Source organism: Aurantimonas sp. NFXS3 (assembly GCF_049132005.1).
GTDB lineage: Bacteria > Pseudomonadota > Alphaproteobacteria > Rhizobiales > Rhizobiaceae > Aurantimonas > Aurantimonas coralicida.
Genome location: NZ_JAGDDZ010000001.1, coordinates 1 through 24,996 on the forward strand (window position 1 = coordinate 1; position 24,996 = coordinate 24,996).

At 64.7% G+C, this 24,996-nt stretch carries 21 protein-coding genes, 1 tRNA gene and 2 pseudogenes; 12 read left to right on the forward strand and 12 right to left on the reverse strand.

The annotated features are described in order from the left end of the window. From J3367_RS00005 to J3367_RS00015, 3 genes and pseudogenes are all read left to right on the forward strand, one after another. Positions 1-665, forward strand: a pseudogene (locus J3367_RS00005) (peptidase); the annotation flags it as partial. Continuing rightward, complete coding sequence (locus J3367_RS00010) at positions 662-1,534, forward strand: metallophosphoesterase (protein ID WP_421459911.1); 873 nt, start codon at positions 662-664, stop codon at positions 1,532-1,534. The pseudogene J3367_RS00005 and the gene J3367_RS00010, both read left to right, overlap by 4 nt. Before the next feature lie 474 nt (positions 1,535-2,008). Further along, a pseudogene (locus J3367_RS00015) lies at positions 2,009-2,866 on the forward strand (IS30 family transposase); the annotation flags it as partial. A gap of 288 nt (positions 2,867-3,154) precedes the next feature. Here J3367_RS00015 and J3367_RS00020 read toward each other — a convergent pair. Both J3367_RS00020 and J3367_RS00025 read right to left on the reverse strand, forming a co-directional pair. Further along, positions 3,155-4,537: a hypothetical protein gene (locus J3367_RS00020; RefSeq protein WP_421459913.1), complete on the reverse strand. Its 1,383-nt coding sequence runs from the start codon at positions 4,535-4,537 to the stop codon at positions 3,155-3,157. Between the two features lie 250 nt (positions 4,538-4,787). Then, positions 4,788-5,606 carry a hypothetical protein gene (locus J3367_RS00025; RefSeq protein ID WP_421459915.1) on the reverse strand — a complete coding sequence of 273 codons (819 nt, stop codon included), beginning with the start codon at positions 5,604-5,606 and terminating at the stop codon, positions 4,788-4,790. 766 nt (positions 5,607-6,372) lie between these two features. On the opposite strand from J3367_RS00025, the gene J3367_RS00030 reads away from it, so the two are divergent. Next, positions 6,373-7,977 carry a recombinase family protein gene (locus tag J3367_RS00030; protein WP_421459917.1) on the forward strand — a complete coding sequence of 535 codons (1,605 nt, stop codon included), beginning with the start codon at positions 6,373-6,375 and terminating at the stop codon, positions 7,975-7,977. Here the strand turns inward: J3367_RS00030 and J3367_RS00035 are convergent. From J3367_RS00035 to J3367_RS00050, 4 genes are all read right to left on the reverse strand, one after another. Beyond that, positions 7,948-8,024, reverse strand: a tRNA-Arg gene (locus J3367_RS00035). The genes J3367_RS00030 and J3367_RS00035 overlap by 30 nt on opposite strands. Positions 8,025-8,180: 156 nt before the next feature. Beyond that, positions 8,181-9,752, reverse strand: coding sequence for a sensor histidine kinase (locus J3367_RS00040; protein ID WP_024349341.1), 1,572 nt, complete (start codon positions 9,750-9,752; stop codon positions 8,181-8,183). 36 nt (positions 9,753-9,788) lie between these two features. Continuing rightward, on the reverse strand, positions 9,789-11,216 hold the full coding sequence (locus J3367_RS00045; protein WP_024349340.1) for a dihydrolipoyl dehydrogenase family protein: 1,428 nt from the start codon (positions 11,214-11,216) through the stop codon (positions 9,789-9,791). Further along, a complete protein-coding gene (locus tag J3367_RS00050) occupies positions 11,217-12,323 on the reverse strand; it encodes a TVP38/TMEM64 family protein (protein WP_421459919.1) in 1,107 nt (368 codons plus the stop codon). Here J3367_RS00050 and rpmH point away from each other — a divergent pair. The 5 genes from rpmH to yihA all read left to right on the forward strand — a co-directional run bounded on the left by rpmH (position 12,313) and on the right by yihA (position 16,105). Next, the gene (gene rpmH / locus J3367_RS00055) at positions 12,313-12,447 is read left to right on the forward strand and encodes a 50S ribosomal protein L34 (protein WP_024349338.1); all 135 of its coding nucleotides are present in this window, start codon (positions 12,313-12,315) and stop codon (positions 12,445-12,447) included. The genes J3367_RS00050 and rpmH overlap by 11 nt on opposite strands. 32 nt (positions 12,448-12,479) lie before the next feature. Next, positions 12,480-12,875 carry a ribonuclease P protein component gene (gene rnpA / locus J3367_RS00060; protein WP_024349337.1) on the forward strand — a complete coding sequence of 132 codons (396 nt, stop codon included), beginning with the start codon at positions 12,480-12,482 and terminating at the stop codon, positions 12,873-12,875. After that, positions 12,875-14,704, forward strand: coding sequence for a membrane protein insertase YidC (gene yidC / locus J3367_RS00065; protein WP_024349336.1), 1,830 nt, complete (start codon positions 12,875-12,877; stop codon positions 14,702-14,704). The genes rnpA and yidC overlap by 1 nt, the downstream gene beginning before the upstream one ends. An 85-nt stretch (positions 14,705-14,789) precedes the next feature. Beyond that, positions 14,790-15,428 carry a CatB-related O-acetyltransferase gene (locus J3367_RS00070; RefSeq protein WP_024349335.1) on the forward strand — a complete coding sequence of 213 codons (639 nt, stop codon included), beginning with the start codon at positions 14,790-14,792 and terminating at the stop codon, positions 15,426-15,428. Positions 15,429-15,442: 14 nt separating this feature from the next. Then, positions 15,443-16,105: a ribosome biogenesis GTP-binding protein YihA/YsxC gene (yihA, locus tag J3367_RS00075; RefSeq protein ID WP_024349334.1), complete on the forward strand. Its 663-nt coding sequence runs from the start codon at positions 15,443-15,445 to the stop codon at positions 16,103-16,105. A 35-nt stretch (positions 16,106-16,140) separates the two neighbouring features. On the opposite strand, the gene J3367_RS00080 is transcribed toward yihA, so the two are convergent. From J3367_RS00080 to J3367_RS00095, 4 genes are all read right to left on the reverse strand, one after another. Beyond that, the gene (locus J3367_RS00080) at positions 16,141-16,620 is read right to left on the reverse strand and encodes a low molecular weight phosphatase family protein (RefSeq protein WP_024349333.1); all 480 of its coding nucleotides are present in this window, start codon (positions 16,618-16,620) and stop codon (positions 16,141-16,143) included. 100 nt (positions 16,621-16,720) lie between these two features. Then, on the reverse strand, positions 16,721-17,209 hold the full coding sequence (locus J3367_RS00085) for a UPF0262 family protein (RefSeq protein ID WP_009208225.1): 489 nt from the start codon (positions 17,207-17,209) through the stop codon (positions 16,721-16,723). A gap of 7 nt (positions 17,210-17,216) precedes the next feature. Continuing rightward, on the reverse strand, positions 17,217-18,509 hold the full coding sequence (gene hisD, locus J3367_RS00090; protein ID WP_024349332.1) for a histidinol dehydrogenase: 1,293 nt from the start codon (positions 18,507-18,509) through the stop codon (positions 17,217-17,219). A gap of 91 nt (positions 18,510-18,600) precedes the next feature. Further along, the gene (locus J3367_RS00095) at positions 18,601-19,068 is read right to left on the reverse strand and encodes a DUF2948 family protein (RefSeq protein WP_009208227.1); all 468 of its coding nucleotides are present in this window, start codon (positions 19,066-19,068) and stop codon (positions 18,601-18,603) included. A gap of 209 nt (positions 19,069-19,277) precedes the next feature. Here J3367_RS00095 and J3367_RS00100 point away from each other — a divergent pair, with 209 nt between their 5' ends. Further along, positions 19,278-20,486 carry an acyltransferase family protein gene (locus J3367_RS00100; RefSeq protein WP_024349331.1) on the forward strand — a complete coding sequence of 403 codons (1,209 nt, stop codon included), beginning with the start codon at positions 19,278-19,280 and terminating at the stop codon, positions 20,484-20,486. Here the strand turns inward: J3367_RS00100 and J3367_RS00105 are convergent. Together J3367_RS00105 and J3367_RS00110 are read right to left on the reverse strand one after the other, a co-directional pair. Continuing rightward, positions 20,476-21,780 (reverse strand): O-antigen ligase family protein, encoded by a 1,305-nt coding sequence (locus tag J3367_RS00105; RefSeq protein WP_081651813.1) that lies wholly within the window; start codon positions 21,778-21,780, stop codon positions 20,476-20,478. The two genes, J3367_RS00100 and J3367_RS00105, sit on opposite strands and share 11 nt — an antisense overlap. Beyond that, positions 21,749-22,729: a glycosyltransferase family 2 protein gene (locus J3367_RS00110; protein WP_029702730.1), complete on the reverse strand. Its 981-nt coding sequence runs from the start codon at positions 22,727-22,729 to the stop codon at positions 21,749-21,751. The genes J3367_RS00105 and J3367_RS00110 overlap by 32 nt, the downstream gene beginning before the upstream one ends. 211 nt (positions 22,730-22,940) lie before the next feature. Between J3367_RS00110 and J3367_RS00115 the strand changes: the two genes are divergently transcribed. Then, a complete protein-coding gene (locus tag J3367_RS00115) occupies positions 22,941-24,194 on the forward strand; it encodes a glycosyltransferase (RefSeq protein WP_024349328.1) in 1,254 nt (417 codons plus the stop codon). Then, positions 24,194-24,991, forward strand: a complete 798-nt coding sequence (locus J3367_RS00120; RefSeq protein WP_024349327.1) for a WecB/TagA/CpsF family glycosyltransferase — start codon at positions 24,194-24,196, stop codon at positions 24,989-24,991. Before J3367_RS00115 ends, J3367_RS00120 begins: the two co-directional genes overlap by 1 nt. Positions 24,992-24,996 lie beyond the last annotated feature (5 nt).

Genomic DNA, 24,996 nt, shown 5'->3' on the forward strand with positions numbered 1-24,996 from the left:
CCGGAACGCTGTCGGGTGCGGATGTCGTGCGCATTGCCCGCGATGCACGGCGTCGGGCCCGGCTTGCCGGTCGGTCCCTCCAGACCGAGGATCTGATCGCGGTTGCCGTTCCCGGCGATGAGCGTGCTCCGGCTGTCCGCCGGCGCATTGCCATCCATGAAGCCGGCCACGCCGTTGCCCGGATGCAATTCGAGCAAGTGCCGACGTCGCTCTCGCTCGTCGAGACGGAACACAGCGGCGGCGCCGTTGTCTTCGATGTCGACGAGGCGTCGTTCGAGGGCCTTCCCGGTGATGTCGTCAAGGAAGCGGTCTGCATGCTGGCCGGTCGTGCCGCCGAAGAGGTTATCCTCGGTTCTCCCTCGGCCGGAGCCGGTGGCTCTGCCAGTTCCGACCTTGCCCAGGTGACCCGCATCGTTGCGAACGCGGAGACCTCCCTCGGGTTCGGCGGCACGCTCGTGCATGGCGCACAAATCGACGGCGCGGCCGTCCACCGTCGACTGGCACGGCTCTACGCCGAGACGATCGTTCTCGTGCGCCGGCACCGGGCGGCGATTGAAGCGCTGGCCGATCTTGCGCTCGATCGCCGTGTTCTCGGACGGGCGGCGCTCGCAGAGTTCGCAAGGAACCATGGCTTCATGGATCCTGACCACGGAGGCCCCGCATGACCCGGCTGCTCGTCCTGTCGGACCTGCATCAGAATGACGGCGGCCGCTCCTTCGATCCGGCAACCGAGATCACCACGCCGTTCGACATTGCCATTATTGCGGGCGACTGCGCTGGCAGGCTGACGGCCTCGCTCAAATGGCTGGGAGAGCGGTTTGCCGGCGTGCCGACGGTCTATGTCCCCGGCAATCACGACTGGTACCGCGATGGCTCGCCGAATGGCTTCACCGTCGAGGACGAGCTTCAGGCCGGTCGTGACTTGGCAGACAGGCTCGGGATCACGCTCCTGTCCAACGAGGCCGCGACGATCAATGGCCTGACATTCCTCGGCGCAACATTGTGGACCGATCTGCGGTCGCACCTGCACGTCAGCCGAGCGCAGGCCCATGCGGCGGCAAGGCGCGGGATGAACGACTACCACTTCATCCACCGCATCTCGTCGACCCGGCGCTCGCGGCGGATTACGCCGGCAAGGACGCTCGCCTGGCACCGTGACTCGTGCCGGTTCCTGGGCGACGCGTTTGCTCGTGGCATCGATCCACGCCGTACAGTCGTGGTGACGCATCATGCGCCGAGCCTGCGCTCCCTCGCGCTTCCGCACGACCTGCTGGACCATTGCTACGCGTCGGACCTCGAGCCTGCGATCGAGACATGGCGGCCGCGGATCTGGATCCACGGGCATATCCATGCGGCCCGCGACTACGGGGTCGGAGAAACGCGGATCCTTGCGAACCCGCTTGGCCGTGCCGATGAGGCGACGGGGTTCGTTGCGAACCGGGTTGTCGAACTGGCATTGGAGGTCAAGGAACTGCAAAGTGCCAGATTGCTCGCAGTCGGCTCCGGTCCTCCCTTTTGTTCGCATCCCGAGTGACAATCAGAACGGTCGGCATTGCTACAGAGCGACTTGAGGCCCTAGCTCCCACGTTACTGCGGAATCTGTTTAATCCAGATAAGCCTGTTTCTTCATTGCGGGCGTGACGAAGTGAGTCACTACGAGTCAGTTTGCGGCAGAACGCGACAATGCCAAACGGATTGTTGCACAAGCTGGGCGGGAAACAAGGGAAAGCCTCCGGTCCGGATCTTTACCTATCACCTCGTTGACGCTGAGCCTTGCGAACTGTCTGTCGACTTCTTCCTGCGTCCCGTCTCCGTGGGCGGACGCCCGGTACCGATCAGGCCAGTGATCCCTAGCCAAGCTACCAGACGGCTGTGTTCGGGCAGGGCGGTACGACCTCCCTAGAAGACGTCGATCTCTTAGGCGCTACAACTCATAAATCTGGTTGGCAACGGATAACGCGACTGATTTAAAAGTCCGAGCGAGGAGGCCGTGATGCGACGCCGCTAGGAACGCAATGCGCTGCCAGGCGGCAACTATCTGCCAGTCGTAGCCGACGGAGCCGATATCGAGCGCAGGAGACGGGATGCCGTGCTGGAGAGTGACGGGCGCCTGCGCCAGTTCGTTATCGAGCGCCTGTCGGAAGGCTGGTCGCCGGAGCAGATCGCGGGCTGGCTGAAGAATGGTGCGGAGCCGAGATTGCGCGGGCTCGCCACCAAGACCATCTACGCCTTCGTCTATCGCGCCTCGCAGAAGGCCCAGGAGCTCTGGCGCTATCTCCTCCGCCGGCGCAGAACGCGCCGCTCGATGAGAGCACGCCTGTCACGCGATACGATCAAGAACCGCCGCTCCATCCATGACCGTCCGGCCGAGGTCGAGGATCGCCGACAGGTCGGGCATTGGGAGGCTGATCTTGTCATCTGCAAGCGCGCTCGCCCGGTTCTCGTCCTTCATGAGCGAAAGACCCGTGTGACGCTCGCCACGAGGCTGAACGGAAAGACCGCCGCCGAAACCATCACAGCGATGACAGCCGTCTTCCGGCGTGTCGCTCCCTGCCTGCGCTCCTCGGTGACGTTTGATAACGACACCGCTTTCGCCCGCCACCGCCTGCTCGACGACCTGTTCGGCATGTCGACCTGGTTCTGCGACGCCTACGCTTCCTGGCAGAAGGGAGGCGTCGAAAACGCCAACGGACGATTGCGACGATGGCTGCCCAGATGGCTCGATCTCGACACCCTGTCCGAAGCGGATCTCCAGGACGCCATTGTCAGCCTCAACACCACGCCGCGAAAATGCCTCGGCTTCATCACGCCCTTCCAGTGCCTCCTCCACGAACTTGGCAAGGATGTCAGAATCCGTTTCTCATGAGCATGTTGCGCTTCACGCTGGAATCCACCCGGGCGGTAGACCCAACGGCTGAAGGCGAAGGTGTCCTTGCGGATCGAAGGTCGCAGTCTGTTTGCACACGCCTTTCGGTCGGCGACGAACGAACGGATGCCGTCGGTGTCGATGGCCTTGTCGGCAACCGCGCTTGTTCCAAGCGCGACCGTCGTCCGCATTTGCCAAAACGCTCGGAGAAAGTTGGCCTGCAATTGGGCAACTCCGCCGACGTACCCACTCCTGCACTGTACAGCCACCGATAACGCCGGTGATGGATCAGTTGCGAAACCGTTCAGCTGCTTCAATGCCCAGCGGCGCAGGGGACTCACCAAGGGCATAATCTCGAAGCGCGTCTGGCAGAAGCGACTCAGATGAACGGCTGATGATATTTCGCAACGGCCGTCGATCATCCTCGACAGTAGAATGCTTGTCGAGCAATGCGCGGAGCCCCCAGTAGGCGCAGACGCCGGTAAATGTATTTCCGTCGGGAAGCTCACCCCGTCGATTGTAAGCAGCCACCGCGCAAGCAGCCTGCGGCATCGAACGCCAGACTCCCCTTGTGGGAAACAGCTGTAAAATGTCGACCTCGTAGCGTAACGCGATATCCGTTGCCAGCCACAGCAGCGCTCTAGAGTGATCCTGACCATTTTTCCAGTACGCAAGCTCCGCGATTCGAGTAAGAATTTGCAGCTGCCGAGCAGGTTCTTCTACGAGAGTGTTTACTGCAAATTGCGGATGACTTACGCGATCGACGATATCGTGGGGAGGTTGCCCTCGGGTCTGCTGCACTTCCTGATCTCGTCGTATGTCCAGATGCGCCTGATGCAATCTACGCGCCAAATTCCGTATCCGAGAAAGAGAAAGTAAGATAGCCATCTCGGTGCGGATTGTTTCATTTTTTTCTTTCTCTAGCATTTCGACATCACTGAGGCCGGCGTGGAGAAGATCGTCCGTAGCCCGGAATGAAAATGTTTTGTCAGGGACGGGCATGCCAACGTCCGCTGTCGTCGCGCCCAGTTTCGCTAAAAACTTCCGGCCACGATTCGAAAATCTTCGTATTTGTTCATTTCCCCGCTCTCGTGTCGCATCTTCCATTTCGCCCGCAGCACCACTTTCGTCAGAATGTCCAGTTACATTGTTTTGCTGAAGTCCAATCTTGATATGATAATAGAGGGCATCTCGAATGGTTGCGCCATCTGTTTTAGGGTTCTTTGCAAACACCTTACAAAAGACATCGAACGTTTTAGCTAATTGAGCTTCGAAAGCCAGTGCTGCGACCTCTTCGATCGATTGGGCTATGACTGGCCTGTTCGCGGCGACGCGATCAATGTTGAAGCCCGGGGTGAGCCAGATCAAGCTCGTAAAGTAGTGGTTATCACAAACTGATTTCTCACGGCCGGTAGGGCTATTTGGAGAAACTGGAGAACCGATGGACACTATTCCGCGATTGATCAGTTCGGAATAGTCGACAAAATCAACTTTTTTATGTGCGGATGTCCAGAATGCGACAATCTCCATCAATATATCATTATGCGCGATCAACGCTTCACGTTCTATTTGTTCATCATCATAAATTTTGCTGAATTGTAAGTTTTTGCGATACCCAATGATGATTGGATTTCCGTAAGGAAATGGGTTTTGTCGGTTCGGATTACACATGTGATGCTACCATTTGTATTGGTCCAGAATTGATGCAACCCAAGCAAGCGCTGGATGGCGGTATTTCCATTCGGCGATGGCCGCTGCTGCCGAGGAACGATCCCGTGCTCTGATCCATTCGAGGAGTTCAGAGTTTGACAGTTGGTTTGGCAACTCTTGAAAGCACCGCAGGATCTGCTCGTCTGACGACGCACTGGCGAAACGTGTTCGCAGTTGCTTCCTGCGAACACGTATGTTCTCGATGCGCGGATCAAGCTTCCGCTTCATCTCGTACCCCGAATGGCAGGCGATCGAATTCGTCAAGGATTTCCGCCTGCCAGCAAACGAGCCCGGAGTGAACACCGCGCGCTAAAGCTCGGGGAATGCCGGTTTCTGCGAGCATCCGGAGAGCTTCCTTATCAGGCATTGCCGCGAGATCGTAGGGACTGCGTCGCGTCGCTTCTACCGCAGCGAGCGCACGAGGCAGCAACCGAGGGTGAACGATGGTTGTGCGCTCCTTTTGCATAGAGGCGAGATGTCGCGCGGTGACAGCCGGCAAATGCTCCAAACTGCCGCCATCAACGGAGTGGACCGGTACGATCTGCGTACCCGGCAAGGCAACTGAAACCCGATCGATCGTTCGTGACGCGAGTGCAATTGCATCGCTCTCACTGTTGTATGGTACGAACGCGGCAATCCGGTAGCCTGCGTCTCGAGCTGCACCCATGAAGTCCATCAGAACGAACGCCTCCAGCACTCTTCCATCGACACTGCCTGCGACGTCGATTGCGATATTCTCGGCATCTTGATCCAGAATGCTGTCGATGAGCGGTGTCAGAACCATTTGGTCAGCCAGATCATCGTGGCGCACCGTCGCAAGATCTGGGAGACGAAGCGTCTGAACCTTGTCTCCGAACCAGCGCTTCAAGCGTGGCTGATCGTCAATCTCAAAAATCGGAAACGCCGGCACCATCTCGTACATATGAGAGACGAATGCGCTGAGTGTCGCGGTCTTTCTGACGCCCCCTTTCTCGCTGATAAAGATGAAAATCCAACCTCGAAAGGCCTCTGGTGTATTCTCTAAACTCATGGTTGGTCCAATCCGTTCTCATTAATACGACGAAGCCGGCGAATCCGATCAACGACGGAGTTTGAGTGAACGCGGTCTGGCGGATTGGATCGGTGATTTAAGTCGAGATCGCTGCAGAGAGCCGACTTTTCCTGGCTTTGGCTCGCTGTCCGAGCATAGGGCGATCGGTCTGTCAGGCCGGCAGTAGTGGCGGCAGCAGGGTGAGGATGGCGTGCAACCGGAGGGGTGCGCCTAATCATTCCTCGAAGCGTCGCGGGTGTAATCGGCGGCCTTCCGATTGCTTCGAGACCGTCGGACATCACGGAAGCAATCCGATCCCAGCTTTCGCCCTCCCGGCGCGCCTCCGCTAACAGCGGAGCGACCCTGGATATGATCTGACTAAGTTTACGTCGGCCGAGCGGGCCACTTGCTGCCGGTCCTACGGCAGCGATGATTCGGATTTGAAGAGAGCTGGTCTCGAAACTGGCCATCACCGATCTGTGCGCGCAAACGTCGCTTGCATCGGTAATTTAAGTCCGTTCAGCACGCTCAGTCGGACATCAGCACCTACCTCGACTTAAATCACCGGTACAATTCTTCGGATGCGCCATGGATCTCGGATGACGAGATCGCGGCAGAAACCGGAAATAATACGGACTGAATGGAAACACGGTGTGGGAGCGCCGTCGGATGAGGAACTGCGCCTTCTGAAGCTAGAATGGATCCGCTTCGCAGCCATATACCCTTGCGAAGGCCACGACATTCGAAACAAGACGAAAGAGCCACCATGCTAGCTGTCGGATATGTCCGTGTTTCGACAAAGCGCCAAGCCAATGAGGGTGTTAGCCTCGACGTCCAACGTGAGCGGATTGAAGCTTTTGCTGAGACCAAAGGTTGGACACTGTGCGAAATCTACATAGATCGGGGTGCCTCGGCGCGCGACGATGGGAGGCCGGAGTTCCAGCGAATGTTGCTCGACGCCAAGTCAAAACCCGCGCCATTCGATGCAATCATCGTCCACGACCGTTCACGTTTCTATCGCAATGCGGCGATGGCAGAGTTGACGATCCGCGAGCTGCGCCGGAACGCTGTCGAAATCTATTCGGTCACACAACCCAATGACAGCGGCGCGGTCGGCGACGTGGTCCGGCAGATTATCGCAGTTATCGATGAAAACAGCAGTGTGGAAACGGCGACGCGCGTTCGGGGAACGATGATACAGAATGCCAAGCTCGGCTTCTGGAACGGATCGGCGCCACCCTACGGCTATAAGACTGAGATCGCAGAACGTCGCGGTAAGAAAGATAAAAAGAGGCATGCGGTCGACGAGGTGGAGGCGCCGATCGTCGAACTTATCTTCCGACTCGCAGAAGAGGGGGATCAAAGGTCCGGGCCGATGGGCGTCAAGTTGATCGTTCAGTACCTCAATAGTCGGGGCTATCGCACTCGGCGCGGCAAACTCTGGCACGTTGGGCCTTTGCATGGATTGCTGACAAACACCGCGTACCGCGGAATGTATCTGTACAACACCGTCGACTCCAATACCCGTATCAAACGATCCACAGATGACCATATCAGCGTTTCCTGTCCTGCAATCATAGACCCTCAGCGGTTCGAGGCGGTGCAGGCATCACTTCGTAGCCGGAACCCAAAACTCGCGGCGCCGCGCGTCGTCACCGGGCCGATTCTTCTAACGGGTCTCTTGCAGTGCGCAAAATGCGGGGCGGCTATGACGATGCGGACGGGAAAATCCGGCCGTTACCAATACTACGCTTGCGCGAACCGACAGGCGCGGGGAACGGTCGCTTGCGAAGGATGCTCGCATTCCATGCATCTGGTCGATGAAGCGGTGACGGAAGCCCTGATCACAGAAGCTTTGGCTCCAGCGCGGCTTGAGGGAATTCTAACTCGGCTTGAATCGGATCGCAGAGCCGCCAGCCAGAATTCCGGTGAACTACTTCGGATGGAAGGAGACCTTGCCAATGCCAGGCAACGAATCAACCGCCTGATGTCGATGGTCGAGCACGGTCTTGCTGAAGCGTCCGACCCAGAATTGGGCGCGAAGCTGGCGGCGGCAAAGAAGGATCGGGATATTGCTGCTGCGGGTATTGAGCGGGTCCGACGCCGAATCGGCGCGGCGTTCGCCTTGGACCCGAAGCGGATTGTGGCGTTCTCGAACTATATGAGAGATCGCGTGCGCAACGGAGAGGTCCCGTTTCGAAAGGCGTACATTCGATCGATCATCGATCGCATAGTTGTTGGTGACGATAACGCGACGCTGTCCGGTCAACGCGACGGGCTTCGCGCCCTTGTTGCCGCTCACAGTGAAGGAGGACTGGCAGTGCCCATTGGTATTCAAGAATGGTGCGCCCGAAAGGATTCGAACCTCTGACCCCCAGATTCGTAGTCTGGTGCTCTATCCAGCTGAGCTACGGGCGCATCCAGAAGGGGCCGCGTCTGCCGCCCGCTCTTGAGGGGTTCCTAACGGCTCGGTTCGCGGAATGCAAGCCGTCCACCGAGGCATTTTTTCGTCGTCGCTGCATGGCCTGTCTATCCGGCGTTCGTGACGCTCGGGTGACGGGAGTTGCGGGCCTTTCAGGGCGCGTCGGGTGTCGCCGGTGCCTCTGCTCCATTGCGCGGCGGGCGCCCGGGGGCCGGGCGGGCCGGGGCGGCGGTGCCGGGAAGGGCGATCTCGAACCGGGTTCCCGAGGCATTGGTCTCGGCCAGGCGAATCGTTCCGCCATGGGCCTCGATGATCTCCGCAGCGATGGCGAGGCCGAGGCCGGTTCCGCCGGTCCGGGCCGAGCCCCGGAAGGCGCGGAACAGATTGTCGCGGGCGCGGGCTGGCAGGCCGGGGCCGGTGTCGTCCACGGCGATGACGAGGCCCTCGGTCGGCCCGCCGGTGGCCGACACGGTGACGCGCCGCACCAGCGAGGACAGATCGTCGTCCTCGGCCTCCAGCGCCTGCGCGGCGTTGCGACACAGATTGAGGAGGACACGGTGCAGCTGGTCGAGATCGGCATCCAGCTCCATGCCTGCGTCTACCGCGTTGACGAGTTCGATCGGCGATTGCGGCGAGATCGTCAGCATCTGGAAGACGTCGTCGACGAGCTGTCTGAGGCGGATGCGGCGCTTGACCGGGACCGTCTCGACGGCGCGGCCATAGGCCAGCACCGACTGGGTATAGTGCAGCGCCCGGTCGAGGCTGCGCAGCAGCATCGGGGCGACCCGCTGGACGCGCGGATCGTTCACGGTGGACAGGCGGTCGGAGATCATCTGCGCCGAGGCGAGAATGTTGCGCAGATCGTGATTGATCTTGGAAACGGCGAGGCCGAGATCGGCGAGATGGCGCTGTTCGCGCAGGGTCTCGGCGAGCCGCGACTGGACGTCGGCAAGCTCGGCCTCGGCGACGCCGATCTCGTCGTCGCGGCCGCTCGGCCGCAGGATCCGCCGGGGGTCGGACGGCTGCTCGGCAAAGCGCACCATCGCCGTCGTCATCGCCTGGATCGGCCGCACCAGATAGACGCTGATGGCCGCATAGACCAGGAGCGCGGCAAAGCTGGCGATGGCCAGTGAGAGCAGCAGGATGTTGCGCGAATAGACCAGCATGTCGCGGCGCAGCGGCGCTTCCGACATCACCATCTCGGCCAGCATGGAGCGGTCGCCGACCGGGCCGGAAATCCGCATGATGCGATCGCCCCCGAAGAAAAGGGTGTCGAAGGCGCCGGTGACCGCGCTCCATGGGCCGCGATTGCCCAGATCGATCTGCAGGTCGACGGCATCCAGTCGCGGGTCGCGGGCCAGCAACCGCGAGGCGTCGCCCTCGATGATGGCGACGAGCAGGGCGTCGAGCGCCCGCAGGAGGCCGGCCTCCTCGTCCGGGCTCAGCGGCGCGGCGTCCTCGCTGTCGCGGCCCCGCGAGGCGAGGCCCGCCACCGCGACAGTTGCGATCCTGTCGGACAACCATTCCTCGCGAAAATTGGCGATGGACGGGACGAAGATCAGCACCTCCGCCAGCATGACGGCCAGCATGGTGATGATCAGGAGGCGGTTGGAAATGCGGTGCCGCACAGTCGGCACGCTGGCGCGCGTCGTCGCGCCGTCCGCGGGTCTGTCGGGCGTCAGCGGCAAGTCGCAGTCTGTCCTTTCGCTGCCATCCACAGCCATCCGTGCGGTCCGCTGCCGGAGCGCCTGCCGATCCGGTCAGCCGAACCGCTGCAGGAAGGCAACGGCGCGGCGCACCAGGGAACGCCGCGTATAGGGCTGATAGTAGGCGGTGGCCGCCCGTTTGCCAATTTCCGACAAGGTGGGGTAGGGCGAAACGAAGTCACGCAGGGCCGCGACCGTCAGGCCCCGGCCGACCACCAGCGCCAGGAGATTGGTGATCTCGCCGGCCTGGGCGCCGGCGACGCCGGCGCCGACGATCTTGCCGCGCCGGCCGACCACGAGCTTGACGAGACCTTCGGTCCGGCGCTCGGCCTGGGCACGGTCGTTTTCGGCATAGGGCCAGCGCAGGATCTCGACGGCGAGGCCGTGCTCCTTCGCCTGCGCTTCGGTCAGCCCGACCTGGCCGACCTCCGGATCGGTGAAGGTGACATGGGGCAGATTGTCGTGGTTCGTGCGGACCGGCAGCCGGAACAGCAGCGCCCGCATGACGAGGCCGGCATGATAATTCGCCACATGGGTGAATTGCGGCCCGCCGGCGATGTCGCCGATGGCATAGGCGCGCCGGTTGCTGGTGCGCAGATCCGCGCCGACCGTGATGCCGCGCTTGTCATAAGCGATGCCGGCCGCTTCCAGCCCAAGCCCGTCGAGATTGGGCGACCGCCCGACCGCCAGGAGAAGATGGCTGCCCTCGATCGTCCGGCGGTCGCCATCGGCGGGGTCGATGGTCAGACGAATGGCGCCGTCATTACCTTCGGCCCGCACCACTTTGGTGCTCTCCATGAGGGTCACACCGTCGCGGCGCAGCGCGGCGAGCGCCACTTCGGTCAGTTCGGGATCGTCGCGGCCCAGCGCCTTGCTGCCCTCGACCACCGTCACCCGCGATCCGAGCCGGCGATGGGCCTGTGCCATTTCCATGCCGATCGGCCCGCCGCCAATAATAAGGAGATGTTCGGGCCGCTCGCGCAGGCCGAAGATCGTCTCGTTGGTCAGATACGGCGTCGCGGCAATGCCGTCGATCGGCGGCACCAGTGCCGACGAGCCCGTGGCGATGACGAAGCGCCGGGGGCGGATGAGCTGGCCGCCCGCCGAGATCGTCCTCGGGTCGACGAAGGTCGCATCGGCCTTGATGACGGTCACGCCGAGGCCCTCGAAGCGCTCGACCGAATCGTTCGGCGCGATGGCCGCGATGACGGCGTCGACATGATCCTTGACCGCCGGAAAATCGACGAGCGGGTCGCCAGTCGACACGCCGAAGGCCGGCGCCTCGCGGATCGCGGCGGCGTGCTTGCCGGCCGCGATCAGGGCCTTGGACGGCACGCAGCCATAATTGAGACAGTCGCCGCCCATCCTGCCGCGTTCGACCAGGACGACGGGCACGCCGAAGGCGGCCGCGGCCGCCGCCGTGGTCAGGCCGCCGGAGCCGGCGCCGATGACGCAGATGTCGGGTGTGAGGATCTCGGCCATTCAGCGCTCGCCGTTCTTGTTCTCCGCGGACGCGGCGCGCCGGCGAAAGAAGGTCTTCTTCAGGACCAGGCCGAGGATCGCGAGTGCCGCCAGTCCCGCAAGGCCGATGGTCATTTCCATGGTCACGAGGTCGGCGATCTCGACATCGCCGCTGCCCACATTGACCAGCGTCTGGTTCAGGCCGCTGCCGAGGAAGGCATAGACCATGGCACCGGGAATGATGCCGAGGAAGGTGGTGACGACATAGGTGCGCAGCGAGACCTCGAAGAAGGCCGGCGCGACGTTGACCGCCAGGAAAGGCAGGATCGGCGTCAGCCGCAGGACGAGGAGATAGGCGAAGGCATCGTCGCGGAAACCCTCGGCGAAACGCCGGATGGCGCCGCCGGCCCGCCGCCGCAGAACATCACCGAAAGCGTGCCGCGCGGCCAGGAAGAGCGCCGTCGCGCCGATGGTCGCGCCGATCACCGTCAGGGCGCCGCCGAGAAGCCAGCCGAACAGGAAGCCGCCGGCGATCGTCACCACCGAGGCCGCCGGGAAGGCAAAGGCGACGAGCAGGGCATAGAGCGTGACGAAGCCGAGCGAGGCGAGGACAATATGGCCGGCGACGAAGTCGCGCAGGCGCTCGCGGCTGTCGAGGAAGACGTCGAGGGAGAGATAAAGGTGCAGTTCGAGCGCGTAGGCCAAGGCGAGGCCCGCGACGATCACCGCGACGGGAAGATAGCGCACCAGCGGCGGCGGCCCGGTTTTGGTGTCGAGATGCGGTCTCATGCGGCGTCCGATTTTTCTGCTGGCGCGGCCGGGGTCGCCCGCGCCGCCGTCTGGCGTGGCCCGCAACATCGCGCGGGGCGCGGCAAACCGAAAGGGCGGCGGCGCAAAACGGAGCCAGATCACGCCATGTTGCGCAAAATCCGGAATCGATCCGTTCGCCGTGACCTGCGCGTCGGTGATTGACTTTTCCCGCTCTTCCTTCCTATAAGCCGCGCACACGAGCGGGCAGCGTTCCGCGCGACGGATAGTTGCGTGCAGCGTCTTGTACCGCGAACCCAGTTTCCGGAACACATGAAGGGCCCGTGCCGCAAGGTGCGGGGGTGAAACGATGAAGCGCACTTATCAGCCGTCCCGGCTCGTCCGCAAACGCCGCCACGGTTTCCGCTCGCGCATGGCGACCAAGGGTGGCCAGAAGGTCATCGCCGCTCGCCGCGCACGCGGCCGCAAGCGGCTGTCGGCCTGACACCAGACGTGAGCAGGTCGCGGCCAGGCGAGATGCCGAAGGCTGTCGGCCGCATGACAAAGCGCGCGGAGTTTCTCGCCGCGCGCCGGGGCCGTCGTCTGAACGGCCCGTCCTTCTTCATCGAGGCGCTGGACCGCGGCGACGCGGCTCCACCTCGTGTCGGGCTCACTGTGACCAAGAAAGTCGGCAATGCCGTGGTCCGCAACCGGATCCGGCGGCGGCTGCGCGAGGCGATTCGTCTCGATGTGCAGGCTGACATGGCCCCGGGGATCGACTATGTGGTCGTCGCCCGCCGCGATGTGCTGACGCTGCCTTTCGAGCAGCTCAAGGACGAGTTGTCGCGTCGGGTCGCCAGGATGAAGCAGCCGCAGCGAGAGCCGGCCACAACGGAACGGCGCCCGTCGAAGCGTCCATCGGGGTCTGACTGATGCAAAACAACCGCAACTTCCTGATCGCCATGATCCTGTCGATCGGGGTGCTGGTCGGGTGGCAGTTTCTGGTCGTCAGCCCGCGCATGGAAGCCCAGCGGCTCGAGAACGAGGCCGCGCAGTCCAACGTTGCGCAGAACGACGGCTCGCTGCAGACGCCGCAGACGCCCGCCGGAACGCCGCAGGACAATGTCGCCGCACCGTCGGGCCGCGAAAGCGTCGTGCCGGATCGGGGTGCTCTGCCGACGACCGGCGAGACCCGCGAGCAGGCCATCGCCGCCGGCAACCGAATCGCCATCGACACGCCGGCCCTGTCCGGCTCGATCAATCTGACCGGTGCGCGGCTCGATGATCTGCGCCTGAAGAACTACCACGAGACCGTCGACGATTCGTCCCCGACGATCGTGCTCCTGTCGCCGGAGCGTCTGCCGTCGGGCTATTTCGCGGAATTCGGCTATCTCGGCCGCGATGCCGGCGAGCTTCCCGGGCCGAGCACGGTCTGGCAGGCCGAAGGCGGCCAGTCCCTGACGCCCGACAGCCCGGTCACGCTGACCGCGACGAACGGCGCGGGCGTCACCTTCGAGCGGACCATCTCCGTCGACGACCGGTTCATGTTCACCTACGAGGACACGATCCGCAACGAGGGCTCGGCGCCGCTGACCCTGTCGTCCTACGGCCGGGTCACCCGCTATGCGAAGCCGGAAGTCGCCTCGGTCTACGTCCTGTTCGAAGGCCTGATCGGCGTCTTCGGCGATGACGGCCTGTCGGAGATCTCGTACTCCACCATCGAGGACGACCTGCGCTACACGCCGCCGAAATCCTCCAGCGGCTGGCTCGGCATCACCGACAAGTACTGGGCGACGACGCTGGTCCCGGAGGCAGGCCGCCCGTTCCAGTCGCGCTTTCTCTACATGACCGACGGCCGCGCGCATTATCAGACCGAATACGTCGCCGACCCGGTGACGGTCGAGCCGGGCGCCACCGCGACCAACGTCTCGCGCACCTTCGCCGGCGCCAAGGTCGTCAGCGACATCGACAGCTATGAAGAGCGCTACAACATCCGCCAGTTCGGCCAGTTGATCGACTGGGGCTGGTTCTATTTCATCACCCGGCCGATGTTCCATGCGCTAGACTGGTTCTACAGCATGATCGGCAATTTCGGTGTCGCAATCCTCGCGGTCACCGTCGTGCTGAAGCTCATCTTCTTCCCGCTGGCCAACAAGTCGTACAAGTCGATGGCGCGCATGAAGAACATGCAGCCGAAGATCATGGAGATGCGCGAGCGCTTCAAGGACGACAAGCAGAAGCAGCAGCAGGAGATGATGCGCATCTACCGGGAGGAGAAGATCAACCCGGCCGCAGGCTGCTGGCCGATCCTGATCCAGATCCCGGTGTTCTTCGCGCTCTACAAGGTGCTGTATGTGACGATCGAGATGCGGCACGCGCCGTTCTTCGGCTGGATCCAGGATCTGGCCGCGCCCGATCCGACCAGCATCTTCAATCTGTTCGGCCTGATCCCGCTGGAGATGCCGCAGCTTCTGATGGTCGGCGTCTGGCCGATCCTGATGGGCATCACGATGTTCATCCAGATGCGCCTCAACCCGACGCCGCCGGACCCGACGCAGCAGATGATCTTCACCTGGATGCCGGTGGTCTTCACCTTCATGCTGGCCTCGTTCCCGGCCGGACTGGTGATCTACTGGACCTGGAACAACCTGCTTTCGGTGATCCAGCAGTCGGTGATCATGAAGCGCAACGGCACCAAGATCGAACTCTGGGACAATCTGCGCGGGATGTTCCGACGAAAGGAAAAGCCCTCCGAGGGCTGAGCAGACGTCCCGTGCGATGCGGCCTTCGGGTCGCGCCGCGCGGGACGACGCCGTTCGGGGGTGCCGTCCTCAAAAAGGACCGAGCATGCACGGACCCGACCCGACCGATCCGCACCCCCTGGCCGGGCATCCGCGTGTCGGCTTCCTGAAGCCGCTGGTCGACAACCCGCAGATCGAGATCGGCGACTACACCTATTACGACGACCCGGCCGGACCTGAGCGCTTCGTCGAGGCCTGCGTCGGTCATCTCTATCCGTTCATCGAGGACCGGCTGATCATCGGCCGGTTCTGCGCCATCGCCTGCGGCGTGTCCTTCGTGATGAACGGCGCCAATCACGCGATGGGCGGAATCTCGACCTACCCCTTCCAGATCTTCGGCAAGGGCTGGGAAGCCGGTTTCGATTTCCAGACCATCCTCGACGGGGTGAAGGGCGATACGCGGATCGGCAACGATGTGTGGATCGGCGAGAAGGCGACCATCATGCCGGGGGTCACCGTCGGCGACGGGGCGGTGATCGCAGCCCATGCGGTGGTCACGAAGGACGTTCCGGCCTATGCCGTGGTCGGGGGCAATCCGGCCAGAACGATCCGCATGCGCTTTCCCGACGACGCCGTCCGGCGCCTCCTGGAAATCGCGTGGTGGAACTGGCCGGCCGACAGGATCAGCCGCAATCTCGGTGCGATCCGGGGCGGCGACATAGACGCGCTGGAAGAGGCGAAATGACGATGGATCAGGACATGACCGACGACGCCAACACGCCGCCGCCGCCGGCCGCCGCGCATTTCTTCGGCCAGCCCTGGGTCTTCGTGCGCGGTGTCCCGGCGATGAAGTTCCTGCCGCCGGAAGGCCCGCCCGAGATCGCCTTCGCCGGTCGCTCCAATGTCGGCAAGTCGTCGCTGATCAATGCGCTTCTCGCCCAGAAGGGCCTGGCGCGCACCTCGAATACGCCGGGCCGGACGCAGGAGCTGAACTTCTTCGTGCCGGACGGCTATGGCGGCGAGACCGCCGAGCTGCCGCCGATCGCGGTGGTGGACATGCCGGGCTATGGCTATGCCAAGGCCCCGAAGGACCATGTCGACGCCTGGACCAAGCTGGTCTTCTCGTATCTGCGGGGCCGCGCCAGCCTGAAGCGGGTCTTCCTGCTGATCGATGCCCGGCACGGGATCAAGAAGAACGACGAGGAGGTCATGGGCCTGCTCGACAAGGCGGCCGTCTCCTACCAGATCGTCCTGACCAAGACCGACAAGATCAAGGCGACCGGCGTGCCGAAGCTGATCGAGGCGACGGCGCTCGGCATCAAGCGGCACCCGGCGGCGTTTCCGCGGATTCTCTCGACATCGTCGGAAAAGGGTGTCGGGCTCGACGAATTGAAGGCCGAAATCGCCGCACTAGCCGAATAGGGCAGGGCGCCTCCGGCGTTCGGCCGCGGTCCGCGTCAGTCCTTCGGTGCGGCTGGCGTCGCCTGATCCTGCAGCAGGCGCTTGCGGATGTGGTCGTCGATACGGCTGCACACGGCGCGATAGGCTTCCAGGATCTGCTCGCGGCTGCCGGTGGCGACCGACGGGTCGGGCATCGGCCAGAACTCGACATCCACCGAGGCTGTGCCGGTGGCGTCGAGGACCGCGTGATGGGCTTCCGGCGCCATGGTGACGATCAGGTCGAAATAGCTGTCCTCGAGATCCTCCAGCCGCTGCGGCCGCCGATCGCCGAGGCTGAGCCCCTTTTCCGCCAGGACGCTGTCGACGAACGGGTCACGCTGTCCGTCGCGCACGCCCGCGGAGGCGACATAAACCGACTGGGGAAGCAGTGAGCGCGCCAGCGCCTCGGCCATGGGCGAGCGGATCGCGTTCATGCCGCAGACGAACAGCACCGAGGAAATGCGCCGTTTGTCGCCGCCTTCGCCGGCCGGGCTCATGGGCAGGGCCTCCCGGCAAAAGCGGAACGGTGCCGGGTCCCACCGGACCCCGCATCCCGATCTCGCCCCGATGCCGTCACTCGCCACGCCATGGCCGGGGTCAGCTCCGCCAGTGGAGAACGCAGATAAGGGTGAACAGCCGCCGCGCCGTATCCAGATCGACGTCGATCTTGCCCTTCAGCCGTTCCATGAGGGTCTGGGAGCCGTCATTGTGAATCCCGCGCCGGCCCATGTCGATGGCCTCGATATGCTGGGGCGTGGCCGAGCGGATCGCCTCGTAATAACTGTCGCAGATCAGGAAATAGTCCTTGATGACCCGGCGAAACGGGGTCAGCGACAGGATATGGGCGACCAGCGGCGCATCGTTCTCGTCGCGGATGTCGAAGACCAGACGCTTGTCGGCCAGGGAGAGCTTCAGCTTGAAGCGGCCGCCCTGAGGCGCGCCAACCGGATTGAAGACGTTCTCTTCGATCAGGTCGAAGATCGCCACGGCACGCTCGTGCTCGACGTCGGGCGTCGCCCGGCCGATCGTGTCGTCGAGCTCGACGTCGATCAGATGGCCATCGCCCGTGCCGTCCGCTTCGCTCATGCCATCCTCAAAGGTTCAGCCGGATCGCGACCGACCGGCCATGGGCGTCGAGCCCTTCGACGCGGGCGAGTTCGATCGCCGCCGGGCCGAGCTCGCGCAACTGGTCCGGGCCGAGCTTGAGGATCGACGTGCGCTTGACGAAGTCGAGCACCGACAGGCCGGAGGAGAAGCGCGCCGAGCGGGCGGTCGGCAGAACATGGTTCGAGCCGCCGACATAGTCGCCGATCACTTCCGGCGTATGCCGGCCGAGGAAGACCGCGCCGGCGTGGCGCAGCCTGGCGAACAGGGCTTCGGGATCGTCGACTGCCAGTTCCAGATGCTCCGGCGCGATCCGGTCGGACAGGGCCGGGGCCTCGTCGAGCGAGCCGACGAGGATGATGGCGCCGTGGTCGCGCCAGCTCGCGGCCGCCGTCGTACCGCGCGACAGGGTCTTGAGCTGCCGCTCGACGGCGGCCTCGACCGCGTCGGCAAAGTCCGCGTCGTCGGTGATCAGGATCGACTGGGCGGCGGCATCATGCTCGGCCTGGCTGAGCAGATCGGCGGCGATCCAGTCCGGATCGTTCCGGCCGTCGGCGATGACGAGGATTTCCGACGGGCCGGCGATCATGTCGATGCCGACCGTGCCGAAGACCTGCCGCTTGGCGGCAGCCACGAAGGCGTTGCCCGGACCGACGATCTTGGCGACGGGCGCGATGGTCTCGGTGCCGTAGGCAAACGCCGCCACGGCCTGCGCTCCGCCCAGCCGGTAGATTTCGCTGACGCCGCAGATCTTCGCCGCGGCAAGGACCAGCGGGTTGAGGACGCCGCGCATGGCGGGCACCGTCATGGCGATGCGCTCGACGCCTGCGACCTTCGCCGGCACGGCGTTCATCAGCACGGAAGAGGGGTAGCTCGCCTGACCGCCGGGAACGTAGAGGCCGACCGAATCCACCGCCGTCCAGCGACTGCCCAGCTCGACGCCGATCGCGTCGACATAGCGGTCATCCTTGGGCATCTGCCGGGCATGGTGGCTGGAGATGCGATCATGGGCCGTGGTCAGCGCCGCCAGCGTCTCGTCGGGCGTCGCGGCATGGGCGGCGTCGATCTCGTCCTGGCCGACCCGCAGCACTTCGGGTGTCAGGTCGAGCCCGTCGAACTGGCGCGTCAGATCGATCAGGGCGGCGTCGCCCTCTTCGCGCACCCGCGCGATGATGTGGCGGACCGCGGAATCGACGTCGTCCGCCTGCTCGCGCTTGGCGCCGAGCAGAGCGCGAAACTCCGCCTCGAAACCGGAATCGTCGGTATTGAGCCTCGACGGCACTCTGCGAACCCCTTCCGTCACTCTCGTCGGACGCCGTCGGGCCGTCGCGGTTCCACCTGCCTTGCGGCAGGGCGCGCCAGCCATGCGGCCGTCAGCTGATCCGGTCTGGCCGGTTGTGGTCCGGCTTCGACCCGGTGCTCCAGGAGCCGCCGATATCGGCGAGCTGCGCCTCGATCACCTCGACGGTCAGCCTTATCGCGGAGCCGCCGGCGAAGACAAGCTCGACAATCCCCGAGGGCGCTTCCGTCACAGTGAAGCGGATGGCGAGGAGGACGAGCACGTCGTCGGAGGCGGGCGCGAGGCCGGTATGCTTGACCTCGGTGACCCGGTCGAAATGCAGCACCGCGCGGCGGCGCTCATATTCGGCCTTCTTGAACAGGCGGAAGCGGGACACGCCCTGCGAGGTCTCCCAGACGAAGCGGTTCATCTCGACGATGAACTGGCCGGCGGCGGCCCGGTGCTGGCAGTCCTTCGGCTTGACCACCGCGTCCTGGCAATAGGCTGAGATGATCGCCAGGTCGTCGGTGTCGACGGCGAGGAGGCGCAGGCGGTCGGTCATGCGAAGGGTTCTTTCCGTGTTGGCAGCGCGGAACCTAGGGCGCGCCGGCACCGACCGCAACGGCATCTCGGCCCGACATCCGGCGCATCGCCGCGCCCTGCACCGAGGCATGACCAAAAGCTTAACGTTTCTGGCCCAATCTGGCCCGGTCCAACGACCGCGAGAGCCGACGGCGCCGCCGATCGGCGCGGGCATCCGGGGGGATTGCCATGCACGACGAACAGCGCGAGGCCGCCGTTCAGGATCGCAGCCAGCCGGCGCGGTTCGAAGCGCTGGATGGCTGGCGCGGTATCTGCGCGCTGCTGGTCGTCCTGTTCCACGCCCCGGTCGCCGGCATCGTCCACGAGACCGCCTTCTTCCGGCACGGCTATCTCTTCGTCGACTTCTTCTTCGTCCTGTCGGGCTTCGTCATTGCCCACGCCTTTTACGACCGGCTGCGCGGGGAGCAAAATTTCGGCCGCTTCTTCGGCTTGCGGCTGTTCCGGGTCTATCCGCTGCATCTCTTCATGCTGGCGCTGTTCGTCGCCTTCGAGTGCCTGATGCTGGTGACCCGGGGCCCGTCGGAGGCCTTCGTCGGCGGCAATTCGGTGGTGGCCCTCGTCCACAATCTCCTGATGAGCCATTCCTTCGGCACCGTGGATTCGCTCGGCTGGAACTATCCGAGCTGGAGCATCTCGGCCGAGCTTCTGGCCTATGGCCTGTTCGCGCTCATGGTCATCCGCGCGCCGCGCGCAATGCTGCCGCTGATGGCGGTGACCATCGTCGGCGGGCTCGTCGTCATCGCGCTGGTCGAGGGCACGATGGACACGACGGTTCGCTTCGGCTGGCTGCGCTGTCTCGCCGGCTTCTCGCTCGGCGCCGTCCTGCGGCTGGTGATCTGGCCACGGGCCGGGGGGCGGGTGGCCGTCGGGGGCACCGCCTGGACGCTGGCCGAGCTCGCCTGCGTCCTGCTGGTCGTGGTCTTCGTCAGCGAACTTGGCGGATCGGTGCTGTCGGTGGCCGCGCCCCTGGTCTTCGCCTTCGCGATCTATGTCTTCGGCCATGAGGGCGGCGCGGTGAGCCGCCTCCTGAAGGCCGGGCCGATCGCCTTTCTCGGGGCGATCTCCTACTCGGTCTACATGACCCACGCCTTCGTCATCTCGCGCACCGAGAACGTCGCGACAGTTCTCGGCGAGAGGACCGGCTGGCCGATCTTCTCGGCGGCGGCGGACGGCAAGCGCCTGATGGGCAGCACGGAATGGCAGTCGCTGACGGCGCTGGCGATCATCCTGGCCGGCACGATCGTCATGAGCGCGATCACCTGGCGGCTCATCGAGCGACCGGGCATGGCCTATGGCCAGAAGCGCCTGTCACGCAAGCCTGCTCCGGTCTCCGGACATCCGGCAGACAAGCCTGTCGCGGACGGCTCTACGCCCTGACCGAGTGACGTGACAAAAGCCGCAGGCCGATGACCGCGAAACAGACTGCCATCCAGATCGGGTTCGCCCGGTCGAACAGGAAGCTCTCCAGAAACGCGTTCAGCAGCAGATAGGCCAGGACCATCAGGAAGAGCTGGCCGAGCCGCTGGCTCTCGCGATCGCGTCCGACACGGGTGAAATCCCACAGGGGCAGGACGACCAGCACGATCACGGCGAGGACGAGGCCGGGCAGGCCCATCGAGATGGCGATGTCGAGATAGCCATTATGGGCATTGGGGCTGCCGCGCGGATCCCAGGACAGTTCGAAATTGCGCTCGGTGCCGTAGACGACCTGGCTCTGCCAGAAGGCGTTGAGGCCGAAGCCGGTCCATTCATGCCCTTCGAAGACTTCCAAGGCAAAGCGCCACAGATCCATGCGGCCGGTGAAGGTGGTGCCCGGCACCACCGCCTGGACGATCTGGTCGAACAGCGGCGACAGGACCGTGCCGATCGTCAGGAACGCCATGACGGTCAAGGTCAGGGCGATGCCGATGGTCAGCAGCCAGCGGCCGGTGAGAGACCCGAGGATGACGATGGCGGCGACCACGGGCAGCAGCGTGATCGACGTCTTGGAGCCGGTCTTCAGAACGAAGAAGGCGGCCAGAAGCGCAATGGCGAAACCGGACCAGCGCTGGCCGCAGCGAAACAGATAGACACCGCAGAAGAACACCACGGCGAACACCGCGCCGGCGACGTTCTTGTGGGAATAGGCGCCGCGCCACAAGCCCGCATGCTGGGGCTCCGAGCCCGAGCCGTCGTGCAGGGCAAGGCCCGGCATGGCGATGACGCCGAAATAGGACAGCGCCAGCACGGCCAGCATGGCAAGCGTCAGCGCGGTGCGGAAGGCGCGTACATCCTTGGGGAAGCACAGGATGGCGCTGACGGTCGCCATCGCCAGCAGCGTGAAGGCGGCGCCGCGCAGGGCGTTTTCCGGACTGTCCGCCCACAGGGCGCTGACGAGCAGCCACGCCGCCATGATGAGCCACATGGGGCGGGCCAGCGCCAGCAGCGTCGTGCGGTCGGTGAGGAGGGCGTGGCCGGCGAAGACGACCAGCGCCATGGAGGCGTAGCCCAGCTGGTTGGCCAGGCTGCCGGCGTCCTGATCGCCGGTGAAGGTGACGGCAAAGGGCGTGACGGTGACCAGCAGCGCCGTAAAGATCCCGGCACCCAGCAGCATGCGGACGGTATCCGTCCACCACTGGGTGTCGCCGAAGGAGCGAAAGTCAGTTCTGTTCTGGACGGCGATATTGCTCATTCACCCATCCGAATTCCGCCATCAGCCGGCCGATGGCGACCTGCATGTGATAAAGCCCGATCACCGGCGAGCGCGTGCGCAGGGCCAGCCCTGCCGAGCGCAGCGGCGAGGCCGCCAGCAGCGCGGCGCTCTTGGCAACGCGGCGCAGCCCGTTGCGACGGCCCGCGGTCTGCCGGCGCTCGATGATCGAGGATATGGCGCCATTGCGCAGGCCGCGGGCGTTCAGCCACGAAAACTCGGTGCGGCGCGCTGGCGTCGTCTCCAGAACCGGCGCCTCGGCACACCATCCGAAGGAAAAGCCGCGCTGTCGGCACCGCGTATAGAAGTCGCTGTCACCGCCGCCGATGAAGTTGAAGGCTGTGTCGAGAAAGGGTGCGCCGATCGTCTCGAGCACCTTGCGGCGGATCGCGACATTGCCCGAGGAATAGAGGATCGGGACGGCCCCGGTCTCGCTGTAATGCGGCGTGAAGACGGGATGGCGCGCGTAGCGGGTGCTGGCCCCGTCCTCGAAGACCGGCACCTGCGGCCCGCCGACGATATCGACATCGAGCCTGTCGGAGGTTGCCACGAGACGGTCGATCCAGTCCGGATCGGCGATCTCGTCGTCGTCGATGACCAGAAGATGGCGCATCGCCGGAAACCGCGTCAGGGCGGTCTGCCAGCCGGCATTGTAGGCGGCGCAATTGCCACGTTCATGGGCGATCAGGACCAGACCGTTCAGCTGACCGTCGGCAAACAGCGGGCGGGCGGCATCGAGCCCGGCACGGCCCTCGGCATCGTTCTCCATGACGATCACGGCGAAGGGACGGGTGGTCCGCTGCGCGGCCAGGGAGGCGAGCGTCTTCAGGAGGTGCTCGGGCCGGCGGAAGGTCGGAAGGGTGACGACGATCGCGAAGGCGTCGCCATCGAGGCCGGGCGATTCACATGCGATGGTGATGGCGTCGGTCATCGATCTCGCTCGGGCGATTGTCCGCGGTTCGGCGCGAGCAGACCAGAGAAAGGTGAAGAAAGGATCGATTTCCCTCAGATCGCGCGCCGCCGTGCCGGGAAATCCTCGTTTTCGGCACGAACCTGCCGGGTTTGATCCGGCGGATTGATATTCCTTCAATCCTTCCGTGCCAGCATTCCGCTCCTTGCAGCGCACACCCCTGGTTTGTCGGATGCATCTTCTGTTTCTCTCCTCGCTGCTGCCGGACGGCCGGCCGTCGACCGGATTCGAGATCGCCAATCACGCGATCGCGCAGTCCTACCGGCGGCAGGGCGTGCGGCTGAGCTTCGCGGGCTTTCGCCGGCCCGGCAGCCGGCAGCCGGGCGCGGACGAGATCTGTCTCGGCGAACTGGCCATCGAGAACGCCGCTGCGTCGCTGTCGCAGAAGATCGGCTGGGTGGGCGCCGCGACGCTGCGCAACCTGCCGGTGTCGGCCGCCAAGGTGGCCGGGCTGACGCGGGACGGGCTGCGCGCGCGGCTGGCCGAGGCCGGCCCGGTGGACGGCTACGTGCTGAGCTCGGTGCAGATGCCCGCTGCCTATCCGTTTCTGGCGCGGGACAAGCCGTCGATCTTCATCGCCCACAATGTCGAGCATCGCTCGGCCGCCGAGAATGCCCGCAATGCCGGTCGTCTCCACACGCGGGCGCTCTATGCCCGCGAGGCCGCGCTCTTGCGCCGGGTCGAACACCGCATCTGCCGCGATGCGGCGGTCATCCACACGCTGAGCGAGGAGGATCTCGCCGCGCTGGGTCTCGCCGGAACCGCCCGTTGCCGGCCGCTGGCCCTGACGACGGGACGCTCGCCTCGTGTCGACGACGGCGTGCGGACCCATGACGTCGGGCTGATCGGCACCTGGAGTTGGGCGCCCAACCGCGTCGGTCTCGACTGGTTCCTGGCGCATGTCGTGCCGCGCCTGCCGTCCGACATCCGCGTCGCCATCGCCGGCAACTTCGACGGCACGCCGCCGGCGCTGCCCGGCAACGTCTCCTTCCTCGGCCGGGTCGCTGACGCACAGGCCTTCGTCGGCGCCTCGCGGGTGCTGGCGCTGGCGACGAGGGGCGGCACCGGCATCCAGCTCAAGACCATCGAGACCTTCGAGGAGGGCATGCCGGCCGTCGCGACACCGCAGGCGCTGCGCGGGGTCGGTGCCGTGCCGGCAAATGTCCGCACCGCCGACGATCCGCAGGATTTCGCCGACCGGCTGGTCGAGCTGGTGGCAGCCGAGCGCGCCGGGGAGACCGTGCGCATGGATGGCGCCGACTTCGTGCGGTCGCAGACCGCCGCGCTGGATGCCGGCATCGCCGCCGGTCTCGATATGCTGCGCACGGCATTGACCCGCCAGGCAGATTGCACGGGGCAGCGGGACACTGCGCGCGTGGCCGACGAAGCCGGGCCGGTCGCCCTGGCCGGCCGGGATCCGGCCTGATGGACGGCGGACAGCACCTGCCCCAAGAGGCATCCCCGCAGGCGGCGATGCCCGAGCGCCGGATCGCCGGGATCGCGGTGGCAGATATCACCGGAGCGGACGCCATTCGCCGGCTGGACGCGGCCTTGAGCAGCGAGAGCGGGCCGACGCGGATTGCCTTCCTCAACGCCCATTGCGTCAATCTGGTGCGCGCGAAGCCTGACTACTGGAAGGCGCTGGCCGCCTGTCTGGTGCTGCCGGACGGGATCGGCGTCGACATCGCCGCGCGGCTTCTCTACGGCGCGCGCTTTCGCGAAAACCTCAACGGCACCGACTTCGTCCCGCGGCTTCTGTCAGCGCTGGATCGACCGCTGCGGGTGGCGCTAATCGGTGGCGCGCCGGGCGTTGCCGAACGCGCGGCAGGGCGATTCGGCGAGATCGCGCCCCGCCACGATTATGTGACCATCTCCGACGGCTATTTCGATGCGGCGGGACAGGCCGTCGTCCTGACCGCGCTCGAGCATGCGGATGCGGACATCGTGCTGGTGGCGATGGGCGTGCCGGCGCAGGAGCTCTTCCTGGTCAACACATTGAATTCGCGGCACGGTCGCCTGTTCGTCGGGGTCGGTGCGCTGTTCGACTTCTACGCCGGAAACGTGTCGCGCGCCCCGGCGCTCGTGCGGCGGTTGCGCATGGAATGGGTGTGGCGTCTGGCGCTCGAGCCGGCGCGGTTGTGGCGGCGCTACATTCTGGGCAATCCAGCCTTTCTCCTCGGGATTCTGCGCGATAGGTTCGCGCCGCGTCACCCGATCGGCTGATGTTT